Below are 23,682 nucleotides of genomic sequence, written 5' to 3'. Positions count from 1 at the left end.
ATAAGTTGACCAAAGCCAATAATAACACTAACTAAAGAGCACCAAGGGCACCAATGGCTATTGCAAGCAAACAATCTAAGCAAATTAGAGATAGAAAGAAAAAGCAAAAGAGTCAACCCAAGGTAGTCACCTACACGTGGGCTGGTGTCAGCCGCGATGGCCGCCGCACCAGTGGTGAGCTTCGCGGCGTTTCTAGCGCAGAGATTCGCGCCCAACTAAAAGCTCAAGGCGTTATCCCCAAAGCCGTACGTAAAAAATCGGCGCCATTGTTTACATCAGAAAAAAAAATCAAGCCCATGGATATTGCCATGGTGACTCGCCAAATAGCCACCATGCTGGCAGCTGGTGTGCCGATTGTAACCACCTTGGAACTGCTCGGCAAAGGTCATGAAAAGCCCAAAATGCGTGAATTGCTGACTACCATCATCAATGATGTACAATCGGGTATTCCGCTGTCAGATTCATTGCGACCGCACAGACTTTATTTTGATGATTTGTATGTCGATTTAGTCGCCGCGGGTGAGCATTCCGGTGCGCTCGATGCCGTATTTGATCGCATCGCCACTTATCGTGAAAAGTCTGAAGCACTAAAGTCAAAAATTAAAAAGGCCATGTTTTACCCTGCTGCTGTGGTTACTGTTGCCATACTGGTAACGGCTCTCTTATTGTTATTTGTGGTACCACAGTTTGAATCGATATTTCTGGGTTTTGGCGCGGAGCTACCCGCATTTACTCAAATTGTTGTCAACCTGTCACGCGGACTGCAAGCTTCTTGGTATCTGTTTGTGATTGCTATTGTGGCTGCTTTATGGAGTTTTAGGCGAGCTCATCGAAACTCACAACTGTTTCGTGATAAAATCGACGCGTTCGTTTTAAAAATCCCCATCGTCGGTGAGATATTACATAAAGGTGCCATGGCGAAATTTGCTCGTACTTTAGCGACAACGTTTGCCGCTGGTGTGCCGTTAATCGAGGGTTTAGAGTCCGCTGCAGGCGCTTCTGGTAACGCAGTGTATAAAAAAGCGGTACTCAATATTCGCACCGAAGTGATGTCGGGGATGCAGATGAACGTGGCGATGCGCACTACAGGGCTATTTCCGGACATGATGATCCAGATGGTGATGATTGGTGAAGAATCTGGTTCCTTAGATAATATGCTCAATAAAGTCGCCAATATATATGAGATGCAGGTCGATGATGCCGTTGATGGCTTATCAAGCTTGATAGAACCGATTATGATGGTAGTGATTGGTACCGTGGTTGGTGGACTGATTGTTGCCATGTATTTACCTATCTTCCAGCTAGGTGATGTGGTTAGTGGTTAGTGGTATCTAGCAGTTCTAACTGTAAGTAAACTATATAAAGCTTATACACATAACAATATAAAGAAAAATAATGACTGAATTAATAACTGTTTTTAACCAGCACCCTTGGTTATTTGTTGCACTTAGCTTTGTATTCGCCGCCGTCATCGGCAGTTTTTTGAATGTGGTGATTCATCGTTTGCCGGTGATGATGAAACGAGATTGGCAACAGGAGTGTAATCATTACCTAGCCGAATATAAGAAGTCAGTATTTGAACAGAACGAAAAAGCCCTCAACGCGCCTATTGATGCTTTTCCTGAGAAGTACAACTTGGTGGTGCCGGGCTCTGCTTGCCCAAAGTGTAAAACCAATATTAAGCCAGTGCATAACCTGCCCATACTCGGCTGGCTGTCATTAAGAGGCAAATGTGCGGCTTGCAGTAATCCCATATCGGCGCGCTACCCGATTGTTGAACTGCTCACTGGCGGTTTAGTCGCCTTTCTTGCTTGGCATTTCGGCCCAACACCTGAATTTGTATTTACCAGCATACTGACTTTTGCGCTTGTGGTTCTCACCGGTATCGACCTTGATGAAATGCTGCTGCCAGATCAAATCACGCTGCCACTATTATGGCTAGGCCTGATCTTAAACTTGAGCGGAACGTTTGTGCCAATGTCAGATGCCATTATTGGTGCCGCCGCAGGGTATTTGAGCCTCTGGAGTGTGTTCTGGGGCTTTAAGTTGCTCACTGGTAAGGATGGTATGGGTTACGGCGACTTTAAACTGTTAGCCGTGTTTGGCGCATGGTTTGGATGGCAAGTATTACCATTGGTGATATTGCTTTCGTCATTAGTCGGCGCCATTGTTGGCATTACCATGATTGCGTTTAAAAAGCTTAACCAAGGCACCCCAATCCCCTTCGGGCCTTACATTGCTGTCGCGGGCTGGATTGCAATGATATGGGGAGAGTCAATTACCCAATGGTACATATCGACGTTATAAGGCTTCTAGGTTCTAGCAAAGACGGTAAAATCTTAGGCGAACGGCCTAGGGCACGTGACTTCGTCACTACGGAACGCTTCGCTTACGGTGAAAACTAGAAAAGAGAAAAGCGACGGCATAAAATCAACATCAAAAACCAAAGGGTGTTTTCTGTTGATTTCCTAGCAGGACGTAGTCCGTCCTAGCAGTGAGCAGGCGAACGTCCTAGTACCTAGGACCTTCTCTGCTTTCAGATAAGACGGTAAAGTCTTAGGCCAACGACCTATGGCACGTGACTTCGTCACTATGGAACACTTCGCTTACGGCGAAAACTAGAAAAGAGAAAAGCGACGGCATAAAATCAACATCAAAAACCAAAGGGTGTTTTCTGTTGATTTCCTAGCAGGACGTAGTCCGTCCTAGCAGTGAGCTGGCGAACGTCCTAGTACCTAGGACCTTATCAACCTACAAAATCCAATAGTGAGATAGCTAAAATGGCTGATTATATCGTAGGGCTAACGGGAGGGATCGGCAGCGGTAAAACCACGGTGGCGAACCTGTTTGCGGACCTTGGTGTCACCTTAGTGGATGCCGATATTGTAGCGCGAGAAGTGGTCAGTATCGGCTCTGAAGGACTCAATGCAATTGTGAGCCATTTTGGCGACAGTATCTTGCTCAGCGATGGTAATTTAGACCGCTCCAAGCTAAGAGAGCGTATCTTTAATCACGATGATGAGCGCTTATGGTTGAATGGCTTATTGCACCCGTTGATCCGAAAAACCATGCTGGAAAAATGTAAAGAAGCACAATCAAATTATGTAATTATGGTTGTTCCCTTGCTATTTGAGAACGGGTTAGATAGGTTAGTGCATCGTACACTTTTGGTGGATATTTCACCGGAGCTACAACAGCAGAGAACCATTGCGCGAGATGCGGTGTCTGCTAAACAAGTAAAAAATATAATAGGCAGTCAGGCCACTAGAGCCGAGAAACTGTCACAAGCTGATGATGTCATAGACAATCATGGAGAGGTATCAGCGTTAAAGTGCAAGGTAAATGCACTAAACACACTTTATTTAAAATTATCAAGTAGTGCTTAAATAACGCCATGACTGATTTGATCTATGAACAACCGCTCAACGAAAAAATACGCCGCTATTTACGGTTAGAGTATTTGGCTGAACAATTGCAGGCCAACTTAGATCATGACCACCAGCACCGCTGCTTCTATCCTCTATTCTCACTATGTGAACTCACCGAGCGCTGCGATTATCGTGGTGAAGTGCTTAAAGACTTAGACAGGCAGCTTTTTGCGTTGTCTAAATGGCAATCTCTACCCACTATTGATAACGCAGAGGTCGAAACGTATATCGACAAACTCAGTGTAGCGCGAGAGATTTTACAAGTTTCGCAGCGCACCGGTATGCAGTTAAAGCAGGATCGCTTTCTTTCAGCACTTAGACAACGCTTTAACATGCCTGGTGCAAGCTGTAACTTTGACCTGCCGCAACTGCATTTTTGGCTGGCTAAACCTTGGGAAACTCGTCAGGCTGAGTATCAAGAATGGATGAGCCAGTTTGCTTGCCTTCTATCACCGATTAAGTTGCTACTCGACTTAACACGACAATCAACCGAGTATACTGAGCATCAAGCGGTGGCTGGGTTTTATCAAGGCAACAGCGACCAGGCGTTATCGCTGATCAGAGTTAAGCTCGCTGCCGAACAAGGCTGCTACCCTACGATTAGCGGTCATAAAAACCGTTATGCAATCCATTTTGTGCAGTTTGATAAACAAAAGCACTCAGATCAATCCTTTCAGTTTCAGATGGCAACCTGTCCTTAAAAGCGATAAAATCGTGGCACCCTCATTTTTGAAGCACTAGCTAATTAAATTATGCCTCTTACTGTAAAATGCCCGACCTGCCAAGCAGAAGTCACTTGGGACAACAATGCTAAATTTAAGCCTTTCTGCAGTGACCGCTGCAAGCTGATTGATCTCGGAGATTGGGCGTCAGAGAAGCACGCGATCCCTGTTAAGCCTGAATTTGATCCCGAGATGCTCGATCAGCTCGGCTACGATGATGCGGACTTCTTTCTCAACGACGATGACAATAAGCAATGAGTAAACAAATTCACGTCGCGGTAGGGGTGATTGAAAACAACGCCAAGCAAATTTTGTTGGCTAAACGTCACGCACACCTACATCAAGGCGGAAAATGGGAGTTTCCAGGCGGTAAGGTAGAGTCTGGTGAAACCACTTCTCAAGCGCTCATAAGAGAGCTTAAAGAGGAGGTCGACCTCAGTGTATCAAGCACCACGCCTATGATGGAGATCCATCATGATTACGGTGATAAAAAAGTCATGCTTGATATTCATTGGGTGACCGATTTTTCTGGGATTGCCAATGGCGTAGAAGGCCAAGAGGTGCAATGGGTCGCTAAGAAAGATTTAGCCTCGTTTGAGTTCCCCGCAGCCAATAAAGCGATTGTCGATAAGATCTTAGCGACAGACTAATTATGTTTTAATCAAAAATTAAGCGTAAAAAAGCCGCGACATTCATCGCGGCTTTTCTTATTGGTAACCTAATCTAAACTCGAAATAATGAGTGTCTGATTATCGGTTAACCACCAAAACCAACATCTTTAATATCAACCTGCTTTACCGTGCCATATTGCTTAGCAATAGGCGCTATCTTGGCGGCATTGCCAATAATAACAAACTGTAAGTTATCTTTAGGGAAGTAAGTATCGATTAAACGTTTTGACTCTTGCAACGTTAAGCCATCGACCTTTGCCTGAAATTCATTGATAAACGTATCATCGAAACCATAAAGATACATATCCGACATTAGCCCAGCTAACTGGCCACTGGTCTCATACTTAGGCGGAAATTGCCCTTTAACGTAAGCCTTAGCCGAATCTAACGTGGCTTGATCTAGCCCTTGCTCCCATAAGCGGTTATAGGTTTTCAAAGCCAAATCGATGGTTTCTTTAGTCGTCGCCGTCTTAGTGAAGGTACTAATTCTAAAGGTCCCCGCCGCAGAATAAGCGCTAAAGCCTGAACGAGCACCATAGGTTAACCCTGCATTGACCCTTAATTCATCATTTAGCCATGAAGTAAAACGGCCACCTAATATGGTATTGACTACGGTTAAACCAACAAAATCAGGATTATCACGACTGATGCCCATACCGCCCACCAAGAAAGTCGTTTCAACAGCATCGCCTTTATCGACTAACAACACATTGCTTGAATCAAGCTGCGGTAAGCCCTGCTTTAGGTTTAAACGAGTGACTGTCTCAGTATCCTGCCACTTAGCGAATAACTGCTGCAATTTAGCTTTCATTGCCGTTGCATCAAAATCCCCCACGACGCTAATGGCGGTATTTGATGGCTGGTAGTAACTCTTATGAAAAGCACGCAACTGTGACACATTAAGCTCTGCTAGCGAACGACTGTTACCTGACGTGGCATTACCATAAGGGTGGTCAGCAAAAATTAATTTGTCGTAATAACGGCTGATTACAGCGCGAGGACTCTCTTTAGATTGCCCTAATCCGGCGATATCTCTTTGACGCAGCTTATCAAACTCTGTCGCGTCAAAATCTGGTGATAACAGGATACTTTGGATCAAAGGCAGCATGATATCAGCATCTTTTGCCATAAAGTCAGCACTGAGATAGCTGCCCTCTTTACCCGCACCACTTGAAAGGCTAGCGCCTAAGAAGTCGATCTCTTGTTCTATTTCCAGCTTCGTTTTACCAGCAGCGCCCAACATCAAACTCGCTGCTGTAACCTGCGCGACGCCCGATGTAGTGTCGTTCACCGCACCAGCACGGATAGTCGCATTCACAGTGATTAACGGCACTTCAGTTTGCGGCATAAGATAGATAGTCAGACCATTATCAAGCGTCATTTGCTGATAGGCAGGCATACTAAAACTGCCAGTATCTACAGTGGTGGCTTTCATGTCTGTTGCTGCGCAACCTGTAAGTGCCATAACACTTGCAATGGTCATTGCACTCACAACTTGTTTTGTTTTCGCCACATTGGGCAACCATACCAAAGTACGTGCTCGTGCTGTCGTTAGTGTTTTCATTCGTCAGTCTCCTCAATAGCAGCCAGCACAGCAACGGTTCTATTCGAACGTTTAAGGTAAGTTTGCGCCACACGTTGAATATCAGCAGGCGTTACCTTGTTATAGGCTTGCGGTGCATTGAACAGCTTATCGTAGCTACCAAAAAACAGTTCATACGTCCCTATTGTATTAGCCTTACCATTGATGGTTTCCATCGCTTGATAAAAGCCCATTAACTTAATGTTTTTAACCTTCTCAAGCTCATTTTCAGTCACACCTTCACGCGCAACGCGATTGATCTCAGCAATCATGCCTTTTTCAAGTTCAGTTGCTGTCACGCCAGGATTGGCGACGCCCATCACATAAAATAGGTTGGCATCGAAAGACATTGGCATGTAGGTTTCAACTTCAATCGCGACTTGCTTATCGACCAAGCCTTGATACATGCGTGAGCTATTACCGGTCGTTAAAATAGAAGACAACAGATCCAGTGCGTAATAATCAGCATTTGAAGTCGAAGGCACGTGATAGCCCAACATCACATTGGGTGTACTCACCGAAGCTTTTTGAACATAGACGCGACGTTCACCCTTTTGCAGCGGTTCCACCGTTTTAACTTCTCTTGGCGGGGCTTGTGCAGGAATAGGCGCTAAGTATTGATCCGCAAGACGTTTAACGTCAGCCAATTTCACATCACCCGCAATAACCACGACTGCGTTATTCGGTGCATAGTATGTTTTATGGTATTGAACTAAATCATCTAAAGTCCAAGCGGCAATATCGGACTCATGACCAATCACCGACCAACTATATGGATGCGCTCTAAAGGCAGCGCCTTTAAGCTCCTCTTGCAAGTTACGCCAATTAGAGTTTTCGAGCCCGGTTAATCGCTCTGAGGCAACAACGCCTCGCTCGCTTTCAACCATGTCGGCACTAATATCGAGGTTCTCGATACGATCTGCTTCCAACTCAAAAATGGTTTCAATCGCAGTGGCGGGGAACCAATCGGTATACACCGTTAGATTCTCGGTGGTATAAGCATTGTTTGCTCCACCTGCCGCCTCCATGGTGCGGTCAAACATTTTCGGGCCGTACTTTTTCGCGCCATTGAACATCATATGCTCAAAGAAATGCGATATACCGGTAATGCCCGGTACCTCGTTTCGAGATCCGACCTTCCAAAAAAGGTACATGTTGGCGTTAGGGATTGAACTGTCTTCCAACACCATTATTTTCATGCCGTTATCCAGCGTGAAACTTTGAATATCTTTGGCTTCTGTTGCCTGAGCTGCAGGTGCTGTCAATAGCATACCCACAGACACTAACAATGCCTTTGTATAGCGCTTCATTATTCGCTCCTTGTTTAAGCACTTACGTCATCGTCGCAAGCAACTAAATGACTATAAATATCAGTTTTAATTACCGATATTGACTGATATCAATCGCATTTATTATCTGGTCACTGTTAATGGCTAGAATGCACTTATACCCTGTGGTGAACGCTATAATTAAGGCACTCGTTATCGCCATTCACGTCTGGTATAAACCCATTGATTAACATTAATAAATAGACCACTTACTTAATCTGATTGGTATTATTCAGCTGACATAACAAAGCAAATCGTCGAGAAAATCAAATTAAGCCAGCTTATTATTTGTAACGCTCGGTAAATCAATCGTAACATTGGTTAATAAAAGGTAATAATCAGCTCCGCTAAAATGAAGTTTTTACACTAGGGGGCACTTTTGTGGGTGACGAGATAGAAGGCTTCGAACTTGGTCGTCAATATCTGTTGCCAGTCGACCTTGAGGGTAAAACAGGACAGATCCAATATGGGCTAATTTTAGAAACTGAACACGATGAAACAGAAAAAATGGTGCAAAAGGTTATCTTGCACCACTTATTTACAGAACCCTAAAAATCTGAAGTCTGTGATGACTGCCGATTAGTTTTGCTTAAAGACCTGTTCAATTTCGAACAAGATTTTTGGTGATTTCAATTCGGTTTCTTCAATAACCAATAAAGCAAAATTGTCGGCAATAATCTCTTCGGGGTGAATAATATAATTGGTATTACGACCCACTTGGCTAAAGAAGCCCTTTAGCTCAGGCACTGCAACTATTTCAACTGCAGCGGCATCATAAGTGCTTTTGCTAGCTTCAGTATCCCGGCCAACAATGACAAATTCAAAGGTTAGATAATCAAAGAACTCACCGCCCCTTTCAAGATCATATTGCGCAACGTCAGCAAATAAAATGGGAACAACCCACACTGGCTGCTCTTTATAGTTAACTCGTATTGCAAAGTCATTGACCGGTGCGTCGGGGTTAGTGATTTTTTGCTGTGCAAGCTTGCTCGGAAAATCAATATCACCAATATAGTGGTAACCAATCGCGCGATACAATTGCTGTTTAACTTTGGGGTTAAATCGAGAATAAACATGCAACAGTTCATGCGCTAATAACCGTGGAAGCTCTTCTTCATTAGCCACTTGGCGAGCCTGTAAAATTATCGCTTGCCCACGAGTGTAAGCGGCACCGCCCTCCTCTAATCCTGTGGTCTTAATAAACTGAATCGGTTCAGGTAAATGAATATTTAAATCCACTAGCTTAGCGCTAATACTGTCAAATGCCTTAGTGAGCACTGACTGCTCTTGCTCATTCCAATCCATTGTCTGCTGCGCGACAAAAGCAAGGTAATCACTTTTTGACTGCGCATTGGGCTGCTTCATTCTGGCGTCGATATCAAACTGACTCACACGCTGAATGAAATCATCATTTTGGGTCAGCACCAGTGCAGCTTCAGTTTTATTGAGAAATGCAATTGAATAAGGCGCCTTTGCCTGCACAATGCCACTTAATAGCAGCCCAGAGACCAATACTGCGTAACCAATAACACGTGACATTCGATTTATCATATTTATTATTCCGTTAAAATCATGATGGATAAAAAGGGGAAACACTCAGCCGTTAAGTATAACGATTAACCTCAGCTATTAGCGGCTTTTGTCAAAAACACCACATCGGCACCTATCACTTCAAGCGTCCAATTAAACTTGGCCGCGATCCACTCAAATGTTTCGATTGAGTAAAAGTTGATGTGAGTTAAATCTTGCTTATAGTGCCATGTTGAAAATGCGGCTTCACTAATAACACGCTTAGTCATCACCACTAAAATGGCGCCAGGCTTAAGCAATGAGTCTAACGTTTGCAACAATGGCAGTGCATCTGCCACATGCTCAATCACTTCAGTCATAGTGACAAAGTCATACTGGCGACTAAGCAACTCAAGATCGTTAAAGTAGTACAGGTCATAATTGTGAGTTTGGAGCCCTAACTCCGCAGCCATCACACTAATGGTCGGCCCCGGACCACAGCCAAAATCTAACCCTTCTGCATCAGGCTCTACTCGCTCAAATAGCGGATTAATGGCTCGAGCAAGAAATTGTCGATAGCGTTGATCATCAGGATCATTCTGATGTTGATCGTAAATCGCTCTTTCGTCTATCACACTCAATCTAAACGCAGCCGCCACCGAGACTAAATAGCAGTTGTCACAGCGTTGATACGCCCGAACGTTATCCTGATGAAATGCGCTCAAACTTGGTTGTTGGCATAAAGGACATAAACTCAAATGACGTCTCACTACTCAGGTTAGTCTTAGCTATTATTTTGATGATAAGTACCAAGGGGCAGTTTAACTTTCATCGCATATTTGCACTCATACCGCGCTTATTTATTGCTACTGATAAGCAACAGCCACAAAAATACTAACCTCAACATAATGAGTTAGTCCTTAATAGGTTTAGCCATTTTATGCTCTTTACTCGCCGCTTCCTTTGCCTCACGTAAGTACTTCTCTTCTCTAGATTCACGCCCTTCAAAGTGCTGCTGTGCTTTTTCATACTGCTCACTTTCCCAATCGCTTGGCTCAGCCTTCGACAACAGTTTTTCCTCTTGTTCAGCATGTAAACTGGACGCTTCGCGTGCTTTTTTCAACTGTTCTTGTTCTATTGTCAAAGAGCGCTCTTTAGCTAACTCTCCTTTTTCTGCGAGTGAAGGCTTATCAGCTGCCATGATATTACTACTGAGGCAGCACAAGACAATTGAGTATAACCATGCTGTATAAGGTCGTTTAAGTACCATCATCGAACAAGTCCTTTGATCAGTGTCAGTCAATAATTCACATTCTAACAACAGCCTGGCTCATTTATCGCTTTTTATTTGTGCCGTATGTCTAAGCTCCACAAGTTCATGGACATGCCAATTAAACCTAAAACCGACAAAGACATAGTGACGATGGCATCAAGTAACTAACGTTCAAACAATGCTATGCTTTTGTGTGAACGTTAGTTCTTAGCTAGAAGCTCCTTAACAAATAAGATTCATGCCCCATAAACTCACAAAATATAAAATTTTTGTTACAACAAGTTTGTACAAAGCGTCAAATAAAGGTATTTTTGACGCTTATGGAAAGCAGTTGCTAAACGCTAGATTTATTCACTTTTAGCCAGTGTCTGCTATTTGAATAATGTAATGAAGGAACGGGAAAAATGAGTATGCAAAAGTGGTCAGAGTTATACTCTCGTCTGAAATCTGCCACCCCTTCTCTTTCCGATCAGCTTATTCAATTTGAAATTGCTGATGTTTTACCTGCTCTGGCGATTGTACAAGACCACCGCTTTATTGGTGCCAACCCAGTCGCCCTAAGCTATTTCGAAAGCATTGAGCAAAACTTCATCCATTCCACACCCTATGATTTTTCCCCGAGGATCCAATCTTCTGGAAGAAATAGTGTCGAATATGGCCAACAACAGCTGCGTGAAGCAGCCAAAGGAAAGATCGTTTCCTTTAACTGGTTATACTTAAGTCAGCAAGGCACTGAACTCCCAACAAAAGTCACGCTTTATCCGTTTAGTCTTGATGATAATAATGTGGTATTAATCCAATTTACGCCTATGGATAGACGTGGGAAACGACGTTCACACTCAAGTAATGGCTTTGAAAATCTACCCAAAGAGTTAATGTCGATCACCTTAGAAGACAGTGCTGAAGCTGTTTATATTACTGACGAAGACAGTCACATTTTTGCGGTAAATAAGGCGATGTGCCGCATTTGCGGCTATAGCGCTGAGCACATGTTGGGTAAAACACCCAGTGAGCTTAACCTTGAGGCGATGATTAATGATGGCATTGCTCCAAATCCATTAAAAAGCAAAGGTAGCTGGCAAGGAGAGGTGTGGAAATATCGTTCCGACGGCTCAAAATTTCCTGCCTGGCAAAGTTGCAGGCGCATTTATGCTAGCAATACCGTCTATTTTGTTAACTTATTCAGCGATATCAGTGAAAAGAAGCGACTGGAAGCCAAGCTCACTCAGCAAGCAATGTACGACAAACTGACTGGCCTGCCTAATCGATTCCACCTTATTAAAATCTTGAATAAAGCCATTAATAATATCAAGCAACACAGCACAATGATTGGTGCCTTGATGTTTTTGGATCTCAATGGTTTTAAGAATATTAATGACAGTTTTGGTCATGCCACGGGTGATAAAGTCTTACAACTTGTGGCCGCAAGATTAGAAACCTGTTGTCTAGACGATGCAGAGATAGCCCGCTTAGGGGGCGATGAATTTACCTTAGTGCTGCCAAAGTGCAAAAACAAACAAGAGATAGAAGCTTTTTCAGATCTGGTACTGTCCTTGTTTGATGTCCCCTTTGAGATCGATGGTCAAAAGTTTTATTTAAGCACCAGTATCGGCATATCGTTATTTCCACAGCAAAGCGACGAGGCAAATCAATTACTCAGCATGGCTGATACAGCCATGTATTCCGCTAAGAAAAGCCCAAATCATATTCGATTCTATAATGCGGCGATCAGAGAAGCAGCAGAGAAGAAACTGCTTATACTCAATGATTTAAGGCATGCGCAAAGCCTGGGTCAATTCAGTTTGGTTTACCAACAGATTATTGACCTCGAAAACAATAATTTGATTGCTGTCGAAGCACTATTAAGATGGAAGCGCAGTAACGGCGAAATATTAGAAGCCCGTGAATTTATCCCATTACTAGAAGAAACCAACTCAATGGTGAGCGTAGGGCTATGGGCTCTAGAGCAAGCTTGCGAACAAATGAGCAAGTGGCATGCGCAGTACAATGACCAGTTGAAAATCACGGTCAATATATCCACTTCACAACTAGAACACCCAGACTTTGTGTCGATGTTAACCAAGGTTCTGCAGCAAACTCAATTACCTTCCAACAAGTTGGTGATTGAAATTGAAGAGTCAGCTTTGATCCGCAAACCCACAATGATGTCAGCAGTATTAAACGAGCTCAAACAACTTAATATCAGCATAGCCATCGACGATTTTGGCGCCGGTCTATTCTCGCTAAGTCGATTAGGCAGCTTGCCAATTGATTGTTTAAAAATCGATTCCAGTTTCGCACAGCGACTGCATGAACCTCAAGGCAAAGAGTTATGCAAAGCCATGGTGCAACTGGCTCATACATTGAATCTTTGCTATATCGCTGAAGGGGTCGAAACCGAAGCTCAAAAAGATCTATTACTGATGATGGGCAAAGGATATGGCCAAGGTTATTACTTTGGCTGGCCAGCAACGGCCGAGGTTTTTGCATCTGAGTCATTAAGCTTGCTCAAAAAAGCTTAAAATAAGTACGATTTGACTAAAAGATGGCTGCATCAATCACCTGAATAAATTCAGTGTCGCTCCCTGCAAAAGCGGTGAATGAGGCAGCCTCTTATATTCAACTAATCTAGCTGACATCTCTATTAAACCCTATCTCTTAATGAATTAGCGTGACTTGAATAGGGTTTTATTAAGTAAGAGACGATGCCATTCACAAATCCTACCTCTATTTATTTTCTTGGTATCGTGCGCGCACATCAGCCGGCATTGACGCTAACCTCTGTTCGACTAAAGCCGCTAACGCATCGGTTAGTGGTGTCACATCTTGTTGAGGCTCTATCACCTTTAGCATCATCGCACTCGCTTCCAATGTTGACACGCTATCACTGCGGCTGGCTTTACGAATCGTGTAGTTAGAAGCGCAATCTAAATCAAGATGCAAAGCCGGAAAAGCCTGTAACCATGGATTCAATTGCAATAATTTATATGCCTTGCGCCAGGTACCATCGAGCAAGATTAGAATCACATCCGTATCAATGACGATATCAGCCACTGACTGACTTGCCGTTGATGGGTACACCAAATATATCGGTTTATTGGCCAAAGCCAATTGCTCACGTAGCAGAGCAAAGTCCTCTGCGGTTTCACCGACCACAACTTGCGTCTGAGGAATAACTAACTCCAACAGCCGCACACTATTTTTAGCGTGACCCACTTCAGTAGGATCTTGCAAAATGATCAGCTCAGTTTTAACCTGCATTTTTTTTATGCTGGCGCACAAACAGGCTTTTAGTGGATAGTGGCACGAAGGGCAGTTAGGACGAGACAAAAGTGTAAACCTAATAATGGGACAAACTCGATAGTGCTTAGTTTATACCAATTCCAAGCCAATTTATGGATAAAAAAAACCTGCATGAATGGTTAATTCATACAGGTCAAAGGGTGTTTTACGGTTAATCGTCGCTGTACGCTAACGGTTAATCCTTAATTTGTTAGTGAGCATACTGCTCTTGGTGCCAATGATCAAAGCGAGACATCGCCATCATGACCAACAAGATAATCGCCAATCCGCCCATAATAATGGCAACAGCATAAGGTGCAGGCAAACTCGTTTGTTGCACTATCGCAGTCAGCAGTGACGCGCCGCTCATCTGAATAAAACCGAGCATTGCCGTCGCAGTGCCTGCTCTCTCACCAAATGCAGATAACGCCATACTGGTTGCAGGGCCAAGCAATAAAGCAAAGCCAATACAGAGCAACATCATTGGCAACATAAAGCTAATCGCTGCCGCTAAGCCAGTTTGTGGGCCAACCACCTGCACCAATACTTGAGTGGCTGCAGACGCTAACATAAACCAAAGTGCGACAATTACAGTGGGACGGTTACCTAATTTTTTGATGACTAAAGGTGCAGCAAAACAAGCGACGATGTTGACGACAGCATTTAAACCGAACAATCCACTAAACATCAACTCTGATACCCCTAATCGGTCAATCAACCACACCGGCGCATATGAAACATAGCTTAAGATCGCGGCCATTCCCGCCATGCAGGCAAATGCATAGAACAAAAAGTGTGTCTCTATCACTACGGGTTTATAGCGAGCCCAACGGTATAATGGCCCTGAACTATCGGTACTTTTAGGGCGTGTTTCCGGTAAGCGATAACCCACAAAGATCAGGATTAATATCGCGTAGAGCGTCATAAACACGAAGGTCGAGCGCCAACCAAATTGCAGCGCCAGTAAACCACCCAAGGTTGGTGCCAATGCAGGGATAACGCAAATCATGCCGTTAAGATAGCTATAATAACGCGCGCTCTCTTTTGGAGTGAAGCAATCACGTACCGCACTAAAGACCACAATAGAGGTCGAACAAGCCGCTAAGCCCTGCAATACACGCGCAAACTGCAACCAGTGAAATTCAACGGAAACGGCGGCAAGGATACTGCTGGCGATGTAAAGAATAATACCGCCCAATGCGACAGGTCGTCTGCCATATCTATCGGCTAACGGTCCAATTAATAATTGTCCCGTTCCCATAGCAAAAAGGAACAACACTAAAGTCGACTGTATTTGACTCGCCGAAACAGCAAATTCAGTCGCCATAGCAGGCATAGAAGGAAGGTAAATATCGATAGCCAATGGACTGAGTACAACCATCGACATTAAAATAGGGAGTAAATTACGGCGCATTATCTTTCTCAAATATTGTAAACACGACTATATTAATCAAACTATGGTATGAACAGAAATGATATTATTTCCATAATGAATTTCCATTGAGGAATATCTTGTGAAATTAGAGAATTTGGCACGTATCGACTTAAACCTACTCGTCATTCTACAAATACTATTGGAGGAGCAAAGTGTTACCCGAGCTGCAAATCGCTTACATCTAAGTCAGTCAGCATTGAGTAAGAGCCTTAATCGTTTGAGAGATACCTTAGGCGATCCACTTTTTTTACGCACGGCACATGGCTTAAGGCCTACCGCCCATGCTGTACAACTTGGAAAATTGCTGCCTCAAAGCTTACAGAGCTTATATCAACTGACTTTACCCCCCAGTTTTGAGCCCGGTAGCAGTACTCGGCAGTTTTCATTTTCTATGGTGGAGAGTGCATATGAAACACTGATCCCCTACTTTATCGGCCCTTTGCTGACCAAGGCACCCAATCTTAAATTAGACAGCTATGTTTGGACGGAAAACTCGACCCTAGCGATTCAGCAAGGTCAGATAGATTTCGGTATTTCAGGGCGTGATCTTCACCCACAGTCCGCTTTTAAAATTGATCGCCTGCCCGATGGCATTGCACACCAGACCCTATTTACCGATAAGCAAGTTTGCTTAGTGAGGCAAGATCACCCCTTGCTGGCTACGATAGCAACCGGCCTCTGGGATCTAAATATCTATTTAGAGATGTCTCATGTACAGGTGCGCTGTGAAGGCAATGATTGGTGGGCATTAGATTATCATCTGGCAGATCTAGGGCACCATCGCCGGATCAGTACCACTGTGCCTGACTTTTATGGCGCTGCGAGTATCTGCGCCCATAGTGATTTGATATTTACCCTTCCCGCGAGTTTTGCCCAACATGCAAAGAAATTGTACCCGCTAGCGGAACTCCCACTGCCTTTCGAATTCATGCCACTAGCCTATGTATTGCTTTGGCACCAAAGAAACGATGATGACCCAGGGCATCAGTGGGTAAAAAATGTTATTTGTCAAAGTGTTGCAACCGCTTTCGATTCACCAGACTTAAAACACTTTTTGAAAACAGAACAAGATTAACCTTTATTAACGTGATCTCTGCTTAGATAATCGGCAATATTAAATCCGTTAACTTGCCCATTCAGTTGTTATTCATCTTTTTAGTGTAAGCTAACAACTAAGACATTTTGGAGAAAATATGATTTACAACTCGTTTCAAAGCAACCCAATGCAAAATCGATTTTCTGGCTCTCGCGGCTGGTTAGCATTCATTATCGGTTTGGCCTTTATGACTCTAGCGCTCGTCGCGCTGCCTTTTTTACTGCTTTTCGGCGCAATCACATTTATGGCATTAAGCTTGTTTGGTCGCGTTTACCTAAAGCGTCAACTCGCGCGTTTTAATAAGCAGCAAGCCGGACAGAAATTTCAGAAAGACGATGCTTTTCAAGAAAACGTTTCCCGAGAAAATACTTCTCAATCAACGGCAGCAGGCCGTATCTTTGAGCATAATCCTAACGAATAACTTTCATTGCAGATGCGCTACGAGGTCTTGATAATAAGGCCTCAAATCGCTGCCAGTGTATCGCTTTATCAGCAGTTCCACTCTCCACCCACTCAGCAACAGCATCTTCCCCAACACTATAGTTAATAATGTACGAACGATTTTGGTCAAAGAAACGAGTGCGTTGTTCCGCTCTTGAGTGGGTATAAAATGCATCATCAACCAGCAGACGAGTCGCCTCTTTATAATTAATCTTTTTATCCGTTAATAATTTACTGACATGGTTTTCAAAGTATCCAAGCCGCTTAATACAAGCAAACACCTTGTGAAACAGAGTAAGGTCCGCCTCGAGGCCAGCCAACGGCATTAATACATCACGCTCAAACAACACAATCTCATCTTGGCTCATCAATAGACGCAAAGCATAATTAGCGCTGCCTTCAGCAAGGTAAGATATCGGACTGAACAAGGGATAGATTGAATATTCCAACCAGCCTTTTTCTTTTACCAACAACTGCTCTTGCAGGGCATTAAAGACGTGGTGACCAGGATAGCCTTCGTGAGTCGCTAACTCCAAATATCGGTCAATCGTTAACGGTTGATCTTGATTGAGTTGAATTAGGCTATGGTAATCACCTTTGTACCAGTTATATGCGGTCCACACTTTGTCATTAACATACTCAATTTCACAATGCTCATACGCAGGTAATGTGAACTGCTTTTTAGTCAATTCACGCGCCTTATCAATCGCCGCGTTAAATACTGCAGCGGCTTTATTTTTCGGTACAATATAAGACAACTTAAATTCGGCCAAACGGCTTGCGAATGTCCCTTCGCCGGGCAATAAGTTATTGAGTTCTATATGGATGCTGTTAAGTTCTGCTAATGAGTATTCAACGACCGCTGAATCGTACAACCGACGAGCTTCTTCCTCAAAGCTAAGGGACTTCCCCTCCAATAGATCTAAATACGCGCCAATCGATAGCCATTGCTTTTCGAGGAAGCAATAGCGGCCACTCAACTCTATATCAAGATGATTTTCACCAACAGCCGCAAGCACCTGGCAACCCTCTTCGTATTGCAACCTAAGCTCCGTTAATGGCTGCCAAAAAGCGTCTTCTTGCCATGCTCTAGGGCCAAAATACGCATCAACGTAGAGTTCGTCGTGCTGTCCGATTGCAAGTGCAAATCGAGTATAGCGCTCTGCAAACTTATTCAGTTCTTGGTTTTTCGCTTTTGAATAAGCGGGAGAGATAAGAATTGATTTAGCTTCATTGTCAGCAGAATAAGGCATAGGGCGCTCCAGCATTTTGATTGTCGTCAATGTACACATATAGAATAATGTATACAACTGGAATTTGAGAATATGTTAATTATATGAGTATGGAATCATTTACCCTGTTTTCTACTTAGGAAAGAATTTAGGACAGAAAAATCTACTACGCGGCGTGTGTATAGATATCAATCTAGAGCTGTACAATAAATGCAGCCCGCACTGCTTATTGAAGGAAAGGGAATAGAAATCACACTAGTTGCATTTTAAGACTGAAGCAAAAGAGTATCTGTATTGAGCATTTTAGCTAAGTAATTCAGCCGCTTTTGCTAACGCTTCTTTTTCTTGAGGTGAGTTGGTCATTTCCATCACAGAGAGTACTTGCTGCTCAAGTGAAGCCCATAGAGGTTCGATCACCGCCAGTTCATCATCATTAGCGTGCTCTCGAGCCAGTTTTAATAAAGAGGCTGAAGACACAACATCGATACGCCCTAACATACCATCGGCAAGCGCAATACTCAGCTCTATCATTGCTGGCACACTATGACCGTATTTAATCACTTCACGTAAATAGCTTTCTGCCTGCGAGTAATCATCCCCTAATCCAGTGTCATCATGCAGCATCGACTGTGCTCTAGAGAACATAGCATCGACTTGGCCTTGCTCAGCAGCTTCAGCCAACCAATGTTCGCTTTGTACCGCATCAGCATCACAGCCTTCACCGCGGGCTAACATCAGCGCCAGATGGTATTGTGCATGCGGGAAACCTACTTTTGCCGCGCGACTGATATATTTATAAGCCGTTTTCAGATCAGATTGCTGATAATAAAGTACACCCAGATTTGCCATTGCTTCTGATTGCTCGAGCTTTGCCGCTTGACTCAAGTAACGCTCAGCAAGCTGCACATCGGCTTCAAAATGCTGACTACCGACTAAATAGAAGTAACCTAACAACGCCATGGCATTAGCGACGCCTCCAGCTGCCGCTGAAGCAATGGCCTGCTCACCCCCTACAACATCAAATTCACCGCTGTAACCATGGACTAATGATACGCCATGTTCATATAAGGCATTCACATCATCATTGGCGGCCTGCGCAAACCAATAGCTGGCTTGCTTAAACGATGCAGTAGAGCGATCTTCAACCTTGTCATCACGGCTTTCTTGTAATGCTAATTCCTGCTCTCTTTGCATTAACGCTCGCGTCTTAAGCGACATACCGACTAGATATTGCGATTCCGCGTCTCGCTCCATCACCGCGCGATAGCACAAGTCTCTACCCGCTAAGGCATCAAACTCTTCAAAGTAATATTCTGGCTTGCTCGTATTCGTCACCTGACTGAACAGTGAATCCACCAGCAAGAGTAGATTTTTTATTGCGCGCTGACTTAACTCCTGCAATTGCTCAGGAGTAAGGTGATACTTTTCAGGATGGGCACCACGATTACCATCGGCACGCAGTTTATGCAGAGCTCGGGTGGTTTTAACATCGATAAGTCTGCGTTGGTTTAGCAGCTCAATGCGATCGTAAAGGTTGGGGCTATCGAAATCGATAGCATACTCTTCAGCCAGTAAGCTGGTTAGCTTATGGCTAAAGCTTCTTACATGAAGCAAAGCTTGCGTTGGCACATCAGTTACAAAGCTTTTAGCCTTGCGATAATCCTGTCCCAGCTCGACTGAAAACTGATTAACGAATTCAATATCGTTTAACAAGATATGCTCCCACGCCGTTTACCACATGCGTTACGTTGAATTAGCTAGAACAATGGCGCATGTCATCTAAAACACTCGCCATCATTGCCTATGTTCAATACTGAGGGTTATGGCTCTAGATTACCGGCTGTATCTGGCTGTTCACGTGACACCATATATAAACGAAATAGAACCACGTTAACGAATAAGCCAAAAAATGCCACAATAACTTCACCCACTAACTGTAACGGTAGACCGCCAAGTTGTGTCGCCATAGCCAGCACACTGCCCACCAACGAGACCGGAATATACAGTAATAATACCGTTATTGTTTTCAGTGTTATCGGTCCACTAAATGCAAAGCTACGCTTAATAGCTTCCATGGGTGTCAATCGCTCAACGACCACCATGAAGTTAACAAAGGCCAGCCGAGCAAAAAGATAAACACTAATCACCAAACCAATGATTCCCAGCATAGGGTTGATCGCGAGTAGCACGAAGAAAGGCGCCAGTACCGCTAGACCCGAAAAGACGCCAGCCAACAATAGCGCAGGAACAAAGTTCAAACTGGTTTTTAATATCATGCCGTTACTAGGACTGTGTCCCTGTGAACGGATCTCTAAAAACAGCGTTAATGCTGCAATTAAAAATGAAAATACCAGCAACAACACCATCATAGCGACCATATGACTGGTGCCAAACTGAGGTTTTTCAAGATCAGCAGCGTTTATCTCTAAACTCAACCACAGTTGAATACCCACTTGGATAAACAACACAGGAACAGTCAAAGCCGCTAATTGGCTAATATTATTACGAAAAAAGTTAAATGCTTGAGTCAAGATTGCTGATAATGACATAGAGTTTTCCAAAAAATGAAATCGAGTAACACGAATTAGGGCTAAGGATACCCAAGTTTGGTAATTAATGCACAGTTGAAATCACGTATTAGCTATTTGTTAAAAGTAAAAAAACTGCAAACTGTTTGTTAAAACCGTTAAACTCGTTAAATAACACAACAGAATTACCTTAAAAGGATGGCCCTTATGAAATTATTGACTGCAAGTATTCTGACGCTTCTCAGCATATTCTCAACTCAGATTAACGCCCACGGATTCGACCCATTAGCAGAAGCAACCAAAGCGATTTCAACCCCTTCGCAGTCTGATGATTTAGTCGGTAATGTTATGTCGCAATTAGGCTTAAGCCAAGGTCAAGCTGAGGGCGGTTTAGGCAGTTTGTTATCACTCGCACAGTCTTCACTGGGCAGTAGTGATTTCAGCTCAATTTCGGACTCTATCCCCGGTATTGATGGTTTGCTAGGTGCAGTGCCTGAGCTCGACAACGATTCAGGTATGTCAGGCTTATTATCTAAAGCGGGTGGATTAGGTGATTCACTGCAGGGCGGTGCTATGGTATACGACGCTTTTGAAAAGCTAGGCATTTCTAAAGACTTAGCCGCACCTATGATTGATATCGTAAAGGGTTACCTCGACACGAATGGCACCTCTGGCACCTCTGACCTATTAATGAAAGGACTTGGCGCTATATTGTAAACCAAGGATTTATCCATCTTGGCTATTGTTGAAGCATTCAGCTAAGTCAAGATGGAACTCTCATGCGATTTAATGCTCTAATTTTTATAATCACCTTTGAGGCTCTTGCATGCTTGCCAAGCTAAAACAGTTTTTTGAAGCTCAACACCACACGCTTTCTGCTGAAGAGCAGGCGCAGCACCTTAACCTTGCCGCTGCCAGCTTGCTATTAGAAGTCGTCATGGCCGATGAGAACATGTCAGATGAAGAAGCCAAGATATTACCTGAGCTTCTCACCACCACTTTGGGCTTATCAATAGAAGATGTCAGTGCATTAATCGCCAACGCGACCGTGTCACAACAGAATTCCACCTCACTTTATGAGTTTACTCAAGCGATTAATGACAACTTCGATATAGAGCAAAAACAGCATTTGATCCTCGCAATGTGGCGTTTAGCCTATGTTGACGGGCACCTGTGTCAATATGAAGACCAGATGATCCGCCGCACCTCTGAATTGCTACACCTTAGGCATAGCGAACTCATTCAGATGCGCAATATCGCGATTGAAACACAACAAAAACCTTGAGTAAGCGGCTATTGCCGCTGCTACAACGCGAATTGCTTTCGATTAAGGTGGGTTTTCTGCGCCCACAACATGGGAAACAGAACCAGCATTAATACTATCGCGTAGGTCATATTCCAACCTAAAGCAAAACCAATAACAGCGCATAATGCACAGCTCAGTATCACCAATGGCAAGTAACGCTTGCTCAGTAATTTAGCCGCAGCAAACATAGTGGCCAAATAGATAATCACAAACACCCCATTGCTCCACGCAATAAGATCTTCTAATTGCTGACCTGTTGCGTAGGTCACTATAATGACTAATGCCATCGCAATCAGCACCGCTATTGCAGCGCGAGCAGGTGAATGATGCTGATTCAATTGGCTAAAGTATTTTGGCAATACGCCATCTCGGCTAAAGCTCCAGATTAATCTAGAGACACTCGCGGTATAAACATTGACGGTAGCCAAACCACTCACGATCCCCAATATGCCAATCACCTGTGCCCCATAGCCGCCCAGTAAACTGTCGAACACGCCGACCATCGCCACTGGTGTATCGCTTGGCACGACCAATAGTAATAAGGTACAGGCTAAATAAACCACGCCAACCAGCACGGTGCCGATGAGCATTGCAGGGATCATATCTTGCTTCGGCTGACGAAAGTCATTGGCAAGATGTGTCATCGCTTCGATACCCAAAAAACTCCAGAATGCAATACCGACCGCGGCCATGATCAGGCTCGCATTCGGTGCATCTTGATGGGTAAAAGATTCAAGCTCCGATAAACTCAAGCCAACACCGCCAAATAGCGCTGCCACGACCGAGACAATTGCTAAAGTTAACCCGAACTGCAGTTTTGCAGAAACTTGAATGCCGCGTAAATTAAGTAACAGTAGCACTCCTAGCAATAACAACTCGGTGCCAACTTGCGCCCAACCATTTATCGGCACTAGCGCATTAACGAATTGAAAGGTCATTAGAATAGCGGCCGGTGCACCGATGGGCACCACCAGTAAAAACATCAAGCCAATCGTTCGTCCAGCAGTACGACCAAACGCTTGCTCTACAAAATAGGCCGGCCCTGCGGCATGGGGTAGCACACTGGCTAAACGTCCAAACACCAGCGTCACCGGAATAATCGCTAGCGTTAATACTAGCCAGGCGATTAATGCGCCTTGCCCTGCGGTCACGATTGTCATTTGTGGCAGGATAAACACGCCAGTACCCAACAAAGTGGTGGCCATAAGCCCGGCACCTTGCCAACGGCCTATGGTTCCTTGTATTTGATTCATGTCTTATATGCTCTGGTTTACAATGGCACCATTATAATTCTAGACTGACTAGCTTTCTGCGTTTAATCGCCGTCACCTTCACCAAATCTACCGTCATTTTGTCGGTATTTTACTTTAATGCCGTCATTATGTTGGAATTGATCATGGACAAGTTTGATAATGCCATTTTAAGTGCCTTAAGATCAGATGCACGCCGCAGCATCTCAGACATTGCGGCGGCAGTGAATCTATCACGCTCTGCGGTCACTGAGCGAATAAAGAAGATGGAATCATCGGGTACTATTCGTGGTTATCAAGTGATATTAAGTGCATCCCAAACTGATGGGGTCTCAGCCTACTTTGAAATCCAACACAAATGCCCCAACTGCGCCGATATCGTCAAAATTTTCCATACCATCCCAGAAATTATTACTTGTAAAGGCATCACTGGCGATATGGATCTACTGATCTATGCCACTGCGGCATCAATGAAACGTCTACACGAGATCCGTGAGTTTATTGATGCTCAAGACGATATCACCAAAATTAAAACCCATGTGGTGATGAGTGAGTGGATAGACAATCAAGGTTAACCATATAAAACTGAAAATGACGTA

The 23,682-nt window shown here is 43.9% G+C and carries 24 protein-coding genes; 13 read left to right on the top strand and 11 right to left on the bottom strand.

The genetic code is table 11. The annotated features are described in order from the left end of the window. Positions 1 to 53 precede the first annotated feature (53 nt). The 6 genes from CXF83_RS03435 to mutT all read left to right on the top strand — a co-directional run bounded on the left by CXF83_RS03435 (position 54) and on the right by mutT (position 4,800). A complete protein-coding gene (locus CXF83_RS03435; protein WP_101090702.1) occupies positions 54 to 1,325 on the top strand; it encodes a type II secretion system F family protein in 1,272 nt (423 codons plus the stop codon). Positions 1,326 to 1,395: 70 nt separating this feature from the next. After that, positions 1,396 to 2,307, top strand: coding sequence for a prepilin peptidase (locus tag CXF83_RS03430; protein WP_101090703.1), 912 nt, complete (start codon positions 1,396 to 1,398; stop codon positions 2,305 to 2,307). Positions 2,308 to 2,780: 473 nt separating this feature from the next. Then, positions 2,781 to 3,386 carry a dephospho-CoA kinase gene (gene coaE / locus CXF83_RS03425; RefSeq protein WP_101090704.1) on the top strand — a complete coding sequence of 202 codons (606 nt, stop codon included), beginning with the start codon at positions 2,781 to 2,783 and terminating at the stop codon, positions 3,384 to 3,386. 8 nt (positions 3,387 to 3,394) lie between these two features. Next, entirely contained in the window at positions 3,395 to 4,129 is a 735-nt protein-coding gene (gene zapD, locus CXF83_RS03420; RefSeq protein ID WP_101090705.1) for a cell division protein ZapD, read from the top strand. Between the two features lie 51 nt (positions 4,130 to 4,180). Then, positions 4,181 to 4,408 carry a DNA gyrase inhibitor YacG gene (gene yacG, locus CXF83_RS03415; protein ID WP_101090706.1) on the top strand — a complete coding sequence of 76 codons (228 nt, stop codon included), beginning with the start codon at positions 4,181 to 4,183 and terminating at the stop codon, positions 4,406 to 4,408. After that, on the top strand, positions 4,405 to 4,800 hold the full coding sequence (gene mutT, locus CXF83_RS03410; RefSeq protein ID WP_101090707.1) for an 8-oxo-dGTP diphosphatase MutT: 396 nt from the start codon (positions 4,405 to 4,407) through the stop codon (positions 4,798 to 4,800). Before yacG ends, mutT begins: the two co-directional genes overlap by 4 nt. Before the next feature lie 106 nt (positions 4,801 to 4,906). Here the strand turns inward: mutT and CXF83_RS03405 are convergent, their stop codons facing one another. Next, a complete protein-coding gene (locus tag CXF83_RS03405; protein WP_374702346.1) occupies positions 4,907 to 6,304 on the bottom strand; it encodes a M16 family metallopeptidase in 1,398 nt (465 codons plus the stop codon). A gap of 77 nt (positions 6,305 to 6,381) precedes the next feature. Continuing rightward, positions 6,382 to 7,713 (bottom strand): M16 family metallopeptidase, encoded by a 1,332-nt coding sequence (locus tag CXF83_RS03400; RefSeq protein ID WP_101090709.1) that lies wholly within the window; start codon positions 7,711 to 7,713, stop codon positions 6,382 to 6,384. A 399-nt stretch (positions 7,714 to 8,112) separates the two neighbouring features. Between CXF83_RS03400 and CXF83_RS22450 the strand changes: the two genes are divergently transcribed. Then, positions 8,113 to 8,283, top strand: a complete 171-nt coding sequence (locus tag CXF83_RS22450) for a hypothetical protein (RefSeq protein WP_157822901.1) — start codon at positions 8,113 to 8,115, stop codon at positions 8,281 to 8,283. A 27-nt stretch (positions 8,284 to 8,310) separates the two neighbouring features. Here CXF83_RS22450 and CXF83_RS03395 read toward each other — a convergent pair whose 3' ends face one another. The 3 genes from CXF83_RS03395 to CXF83_RS03385 form a co-directional block, all read right to left on the bottom strand. Further along, positions 8,311 to 9,282, bottom strand: coding sequence for an eCIS core domain-containing protein (locus CXF83_RS03395; protein WP_157822902.1), 972 nt, complete (start codon positions 9,280 to 9,282; stop codon positions 8,311 to 8,313). Between the two features lie 71 nt (positions 9,283 to 9,353). Then, complete coding sequence (locus CXF83_RS03390; RefSeq protein ID WP_101090711.1) at positions 9,354 to 9,998, bottom strand: class I SAM-dependent methyltransferase; 645 nt, start codon at positions 9,996 to 9,998, stop codon at positions 9,354 to 9,356. Between the two features lie 155 nt (positions 9,999 to 10,153). Beyond that, positions 10,154 to 10,513: a hypothetical protein gene (locus CXF83_RS03385; protein WP_232775019.1), complete on the bottom strand. Its 360-nt coding sequence runs from the start codon at positions 10,511 to 10,513 to the stop codon at positions 10,154 to 10,156. 410 nt (positions 10,514 to 10,923) lie between these two features. Here CXF83_RS03385 and CXF83_RS03380 point away from each other — a divergent pair, with 410 nt between their 5' ends. Beyond that, a complete protein-coding gene (locus CXF83_RS03380; protein WP_198553517.1) occupies positions 10,924 to 13,035 on the top strand; it encodes an EAL domain-containing protein in 2,112 nt (703 codons plus the stop codon). A 205-nt stretch (positions 13,036 to 13,240) separates the two neighbouring features. On the opposite strand, the gene CXF83_RS03375 is transcribed toward CXF83_RS03380, so the two are convergent. Both CXF83_RS03375 and CXF83_RS03370 read right to left on the bottom strand, forming a co-directional pair. Next, positions 13,241 to 13,843: a tRNA-uridine aminocarboxypropyltransferase gene (locus CXF83_RS03375; RefSeq protein ID WP_101090713.1), complete on the bottom strand. Its 603-nt coding sequence runs from the start codon at positions 13,841 to 13,843 to the stop codon at positions 13,241 to 13,243. A gap of 163 nt (positions 13,844 to 14,006) precedes the next feature. Beyond that, complete coding sequence (locus CXF83_RS03370; protein ID WP_101090714.1) at positions 14,007 to 15,209, bottom strand: multidrug effflux MFS transporter; 1,203 nt, start codon at positions 15,207 to 15,209, stop codon at positions 14,007 to 14,009. A 100-nt stretch (positions 15,210 to 15,309) separates the two neighbouring features. On the opposite strand from CXF83_RS03370, the gene CXF83_RS03365 reads away from it, so the two are divergent. Both CXF83_RS03365 and CXF83_RS03360 read left to right on the top strand, forming a co-directional pair. Continuing rightward, positions 15,310 to 16,305, top strand: coding sequence for a LysR substrate-binding domain-containing protein (locus CXF83_RS03365; protein WP_101090715.1), 996 nt, complete (start codon positions 15,310 to 15,312; stop codon positions 16,303 to 16,305). A 118-nt stretch (positions 16,306 to 16,423) separates the two neighbouring features. After that, positions 16,424 to 16,747, top strand: a complete 324-nt coding sequence (locus CXF83_RS03360; RefSeq protein WP_101090716.1) for a hypothetical protein — start codon at positions 16,424 to 16,426, stop codon at positions 16,745 to 16,747. Here the strand turns inward: CXF83_RS03360 and CXF83_RS03355 are convergent. The 3 genes from CXF83_RS03355 to CXF83_RS03345 all read right to left on the bottom strand — a co-directional run bounded on the left by CXF83_RS03355 (position 16,737) and on the right by CXF83_RS03345 (position 20,548). Then, positions 16,737 to 18,020, bottom strand: coding sequence for a hypothetical protein (locus CXF83_RS03355; protein ID WP_101090717.1), 1,284 nt, complete (start codon positions 18,018 to 18,020; stop codon positions 16,737 to 16,739). The genes CXF83_RS03360 and CXF83_RS03355 overlap by 11 nt on opposite strands. Positions 18,021 to 18,302: 282 nt before the next feature. Beyond that, on the bottom strand, positions 18,303 to 19,712 hold the full coding sequence (locus tag CXF83_RS03350; protein WP_101090718.1) for a DUF4145 domain-containing protein: 1,410 nt from the start codon (positions 19,710 to 19,712) through the stop codon (positions 18,303 to 18,305). A 107-nt stretch (positions 19,713 to 19,819) separates the two neighbouring features. Then, on the bottom strand, positions 19,820 to 20,548 hold the full coding sequence (locus tag CXF83_RS03345; RefSeq protein ID WP_101090719.1) for a hypothetical protein: 729 nt from the start codon (positions 20,546 to 20,548) through the stop codon (positions 19,820 to 19,822). A 186-nt stretch (positions 20,549 to 20,734) separates the two neighbouring features. Between CXF83_RS03345 and CXF83_RS03340 the strand changes: the two genes are divergently transcribed. Together CXF83_RS03340 and CXF83_RS03335 are read left to right on the top strand one after the other, a co-directional pair. After that, entirely contained in the window at positions 20,735 to 21,244 is a 510-nt protein-coding gene (locus CXF83_RS03340; RefSeq protein ID WP_101090720.1) for a DUF2780 domain-containing protein, read from the top strand. Positions 21,245 to 21,353: 109 nt separating this feature from the next. After that, the gene (locus tag CXF83_RS03335) at positions 21,354 to 21,812 is read left to right on the top strand and encodes a tellurite resistance TerB family protein (RefSeq protein ID WP_101090721.1); all 459 of its coding nucleotides are present in this window, start codon (positions 21,354 to 21,356) and stop codon (positions 21,810 to 21,812) included. Between the two features lie 20 nt (positions 21,813 to 21,832). Here CXF83_RS03335 and yjeH read toward each other — a convergent pair whose 3' ends face one another. Then, positions 21,833 to 23,086: an L-methionine/branched-chain amino acid transporter gene (gene yjeH / locus CXF83_RS03330; protein WP_101090722.1), complete on the bottom strand. Its 1,254-nt coding sequence runs from the start codon at positions 23,084 to 23,086 to the stop codon at positions 21,833 to 21,835. Positions 23,087 to 23,229: 143 nt separating this feature from the next. On the opposite strand from yjeH, the gene CXF83_RS03325 reads away from it, so the two are divergent. Next, positions 23,230 to 23,658 carry an Lrp/AsnC family transcriptional regulator gene (locus CXF83_RS03325; RefSeq protein WP_101090723.1) on the top strand — a complete coding sequence of 143 codons (429 nt, stop codon included), beginning with the start codon at positions 23,230 to 23,232 and terminating at the stop codon, positions 23,656 to 23,658. Positions 23,659 to 23,682 lie beyond the last annotated feature (24 nt).

Source organism: Shewanella sp. Choline-02u-19 (genome assembly GCF_002836205.1).
In the GTDB taxonomy this organism is placed as follows: Bacteria; Pseudomonadota; Gammaproteobacteria; order Enterobacterales; family Shewanellaceae; genus Shewanella.
The sequence above is the reverse complement of the archived record's forward strand: the minus strand, read 5'-3'. Positions and strand labels throughout refer to the sequence as shown.

What these genes read in the sequence shown, in the direction of transcription:
- CXF83_RS03435 (WP_101090702.1), top strand. Translation starts at nt 54, where the DNA reads ATGGCTATTGCAAGCAAACAATCTAAGCAAATTAGAGATAGAAAGAAA.
- CXF83_RS03430 (WP_101090703.1), top strand. Translation starts at nt 1,396, where the DNA reads ATGACTGAATTAATAACTGTTTTTAACCAGCACCCTTGGTTATTTGTT.
- coaE (WP_101090704.1), top strand. Translation starts at nt 2,781, where the DNA reads ATGGCTGATTATATCGTAGGGCTAACGGGAGGGATCGGCAGCGGTAAA.
- zapD (WP_101090705.1), top strand. Translation starts at nt 3,395, where the DNA reads ATGACTGATTTGATCTATGAACAACCGCTCAACGAAAAAATACGCCGC.
- yacG (WP_101090706.1), top strand. Translation starts at nt 4,181, where the DNA reads ATGCCTCTTACTGTAAAATGCCCGACCTGCCAAGCAGAAGTCACTTGG.
- mutT (WP_101090707.1), top strand. Translation starts at nt 4,405, where the DNA reads ATGAGTAAACAAATTCACGTCGCGGTAGGGGTGATTGAAAACAACGCC.
- CXF83_RS03405 (WP_374702346.1), bottom strand. Translation starts at nt 6,304, where the DNA reads ATGACCATTGCAAGTGTTATGGCACTTACAGGTTGCGCAGCAACAGAC.
- CXF83_RS03400 (WP_101090709.1), bottom strand. Translation starts at nt 7,713, where the DNA reads ATGAAGCGCTATACAAAGGCATTGTTAGTGTCTGTGGGTATGCTATTG.
- CXF83_RS03395 (WP_157822902.1), bottom strand. Translation starts at nt 9,282, where the DNA reads ATGATAAATCGAATGTCACGTGTTATTGGTTACGCAGTATTGGTCTCT.
- CXF83_RS03385 (WP_232775019.1), bottom strand. Translation starts at nt 10,513, where the DNA reads ATGATGGTACTTAAACGACCTTATACAGCATGGTTATACTCAATTGTC.
- CXF83_RS03380 (WP_198553517.1), top strand. Translation starts at nt 10,924, where the DNA reads ATGCAAAAGTGGTCAGAGTTATACTCTCGTCTGAAATCTGCCACCCCT.
- CXF83_RS03370 (WP_101090714.1), bottom strand. Translation starts at nt 15,209, where the DNA reads ATGCGCCGTAATTTACTCCCTATTTTAATGTCGATGGTTGTACTCAGT.
- CXF83_RS03360 (WP_101090716.1), top strand. Translation starts at nt 16,424, where the DNA reads ATGATTTACAACTCGTTTCAAAGCAACCCAATGCAAAATCGATTTTCT.
- CXF83_RS03355 (WP_101090717.1), bottom strand. Translation starts at nt 18,020, where the DNA reads ATGCCTTATTCTGCTGACAATGAAGCTAAATCAATTCTTATCTCTCCC.
- CXF83_RS03345 (WP_101090719.1), bottom strand. Translation starts at nt 20,548, where the DNA reads ATGTCATTATCAGCAATCTTGACTCAAGCATTTAACTTTTTTCGTAAT.
- CXF83_RS03340 (WP_101090720.1), top strand. Translation starts at nt 20,735, where the DNA reads ATGAAATTATTGACTGCAAGTATTCTGACGCTTCTCAGCATATTCTCA.
- CXF83_RS03335 (WP_101090721.1), top strand. Translation starts at nt 21,354, where the DNA reads ATGCTTGCCAAGCTAAAACAGTTTTTTGAAGCTCAACACCACACGCTT.
- yjeH (WP_101090722.1), bottom strand. Translation starts at nt 23,086, where the DNA reads ATGAATCAAATACAAGGAACCATAGGCCGTTGGCAAGGTGCCGGGCTT.
- CXF83_RS03325 (WP_101090723.1), top strand. Translation starts at nt 23,230, where the DNA reads ATGGACAAGTTTGATAATGCCATTTTAAGTGCCTTAAGATCAGATGCA.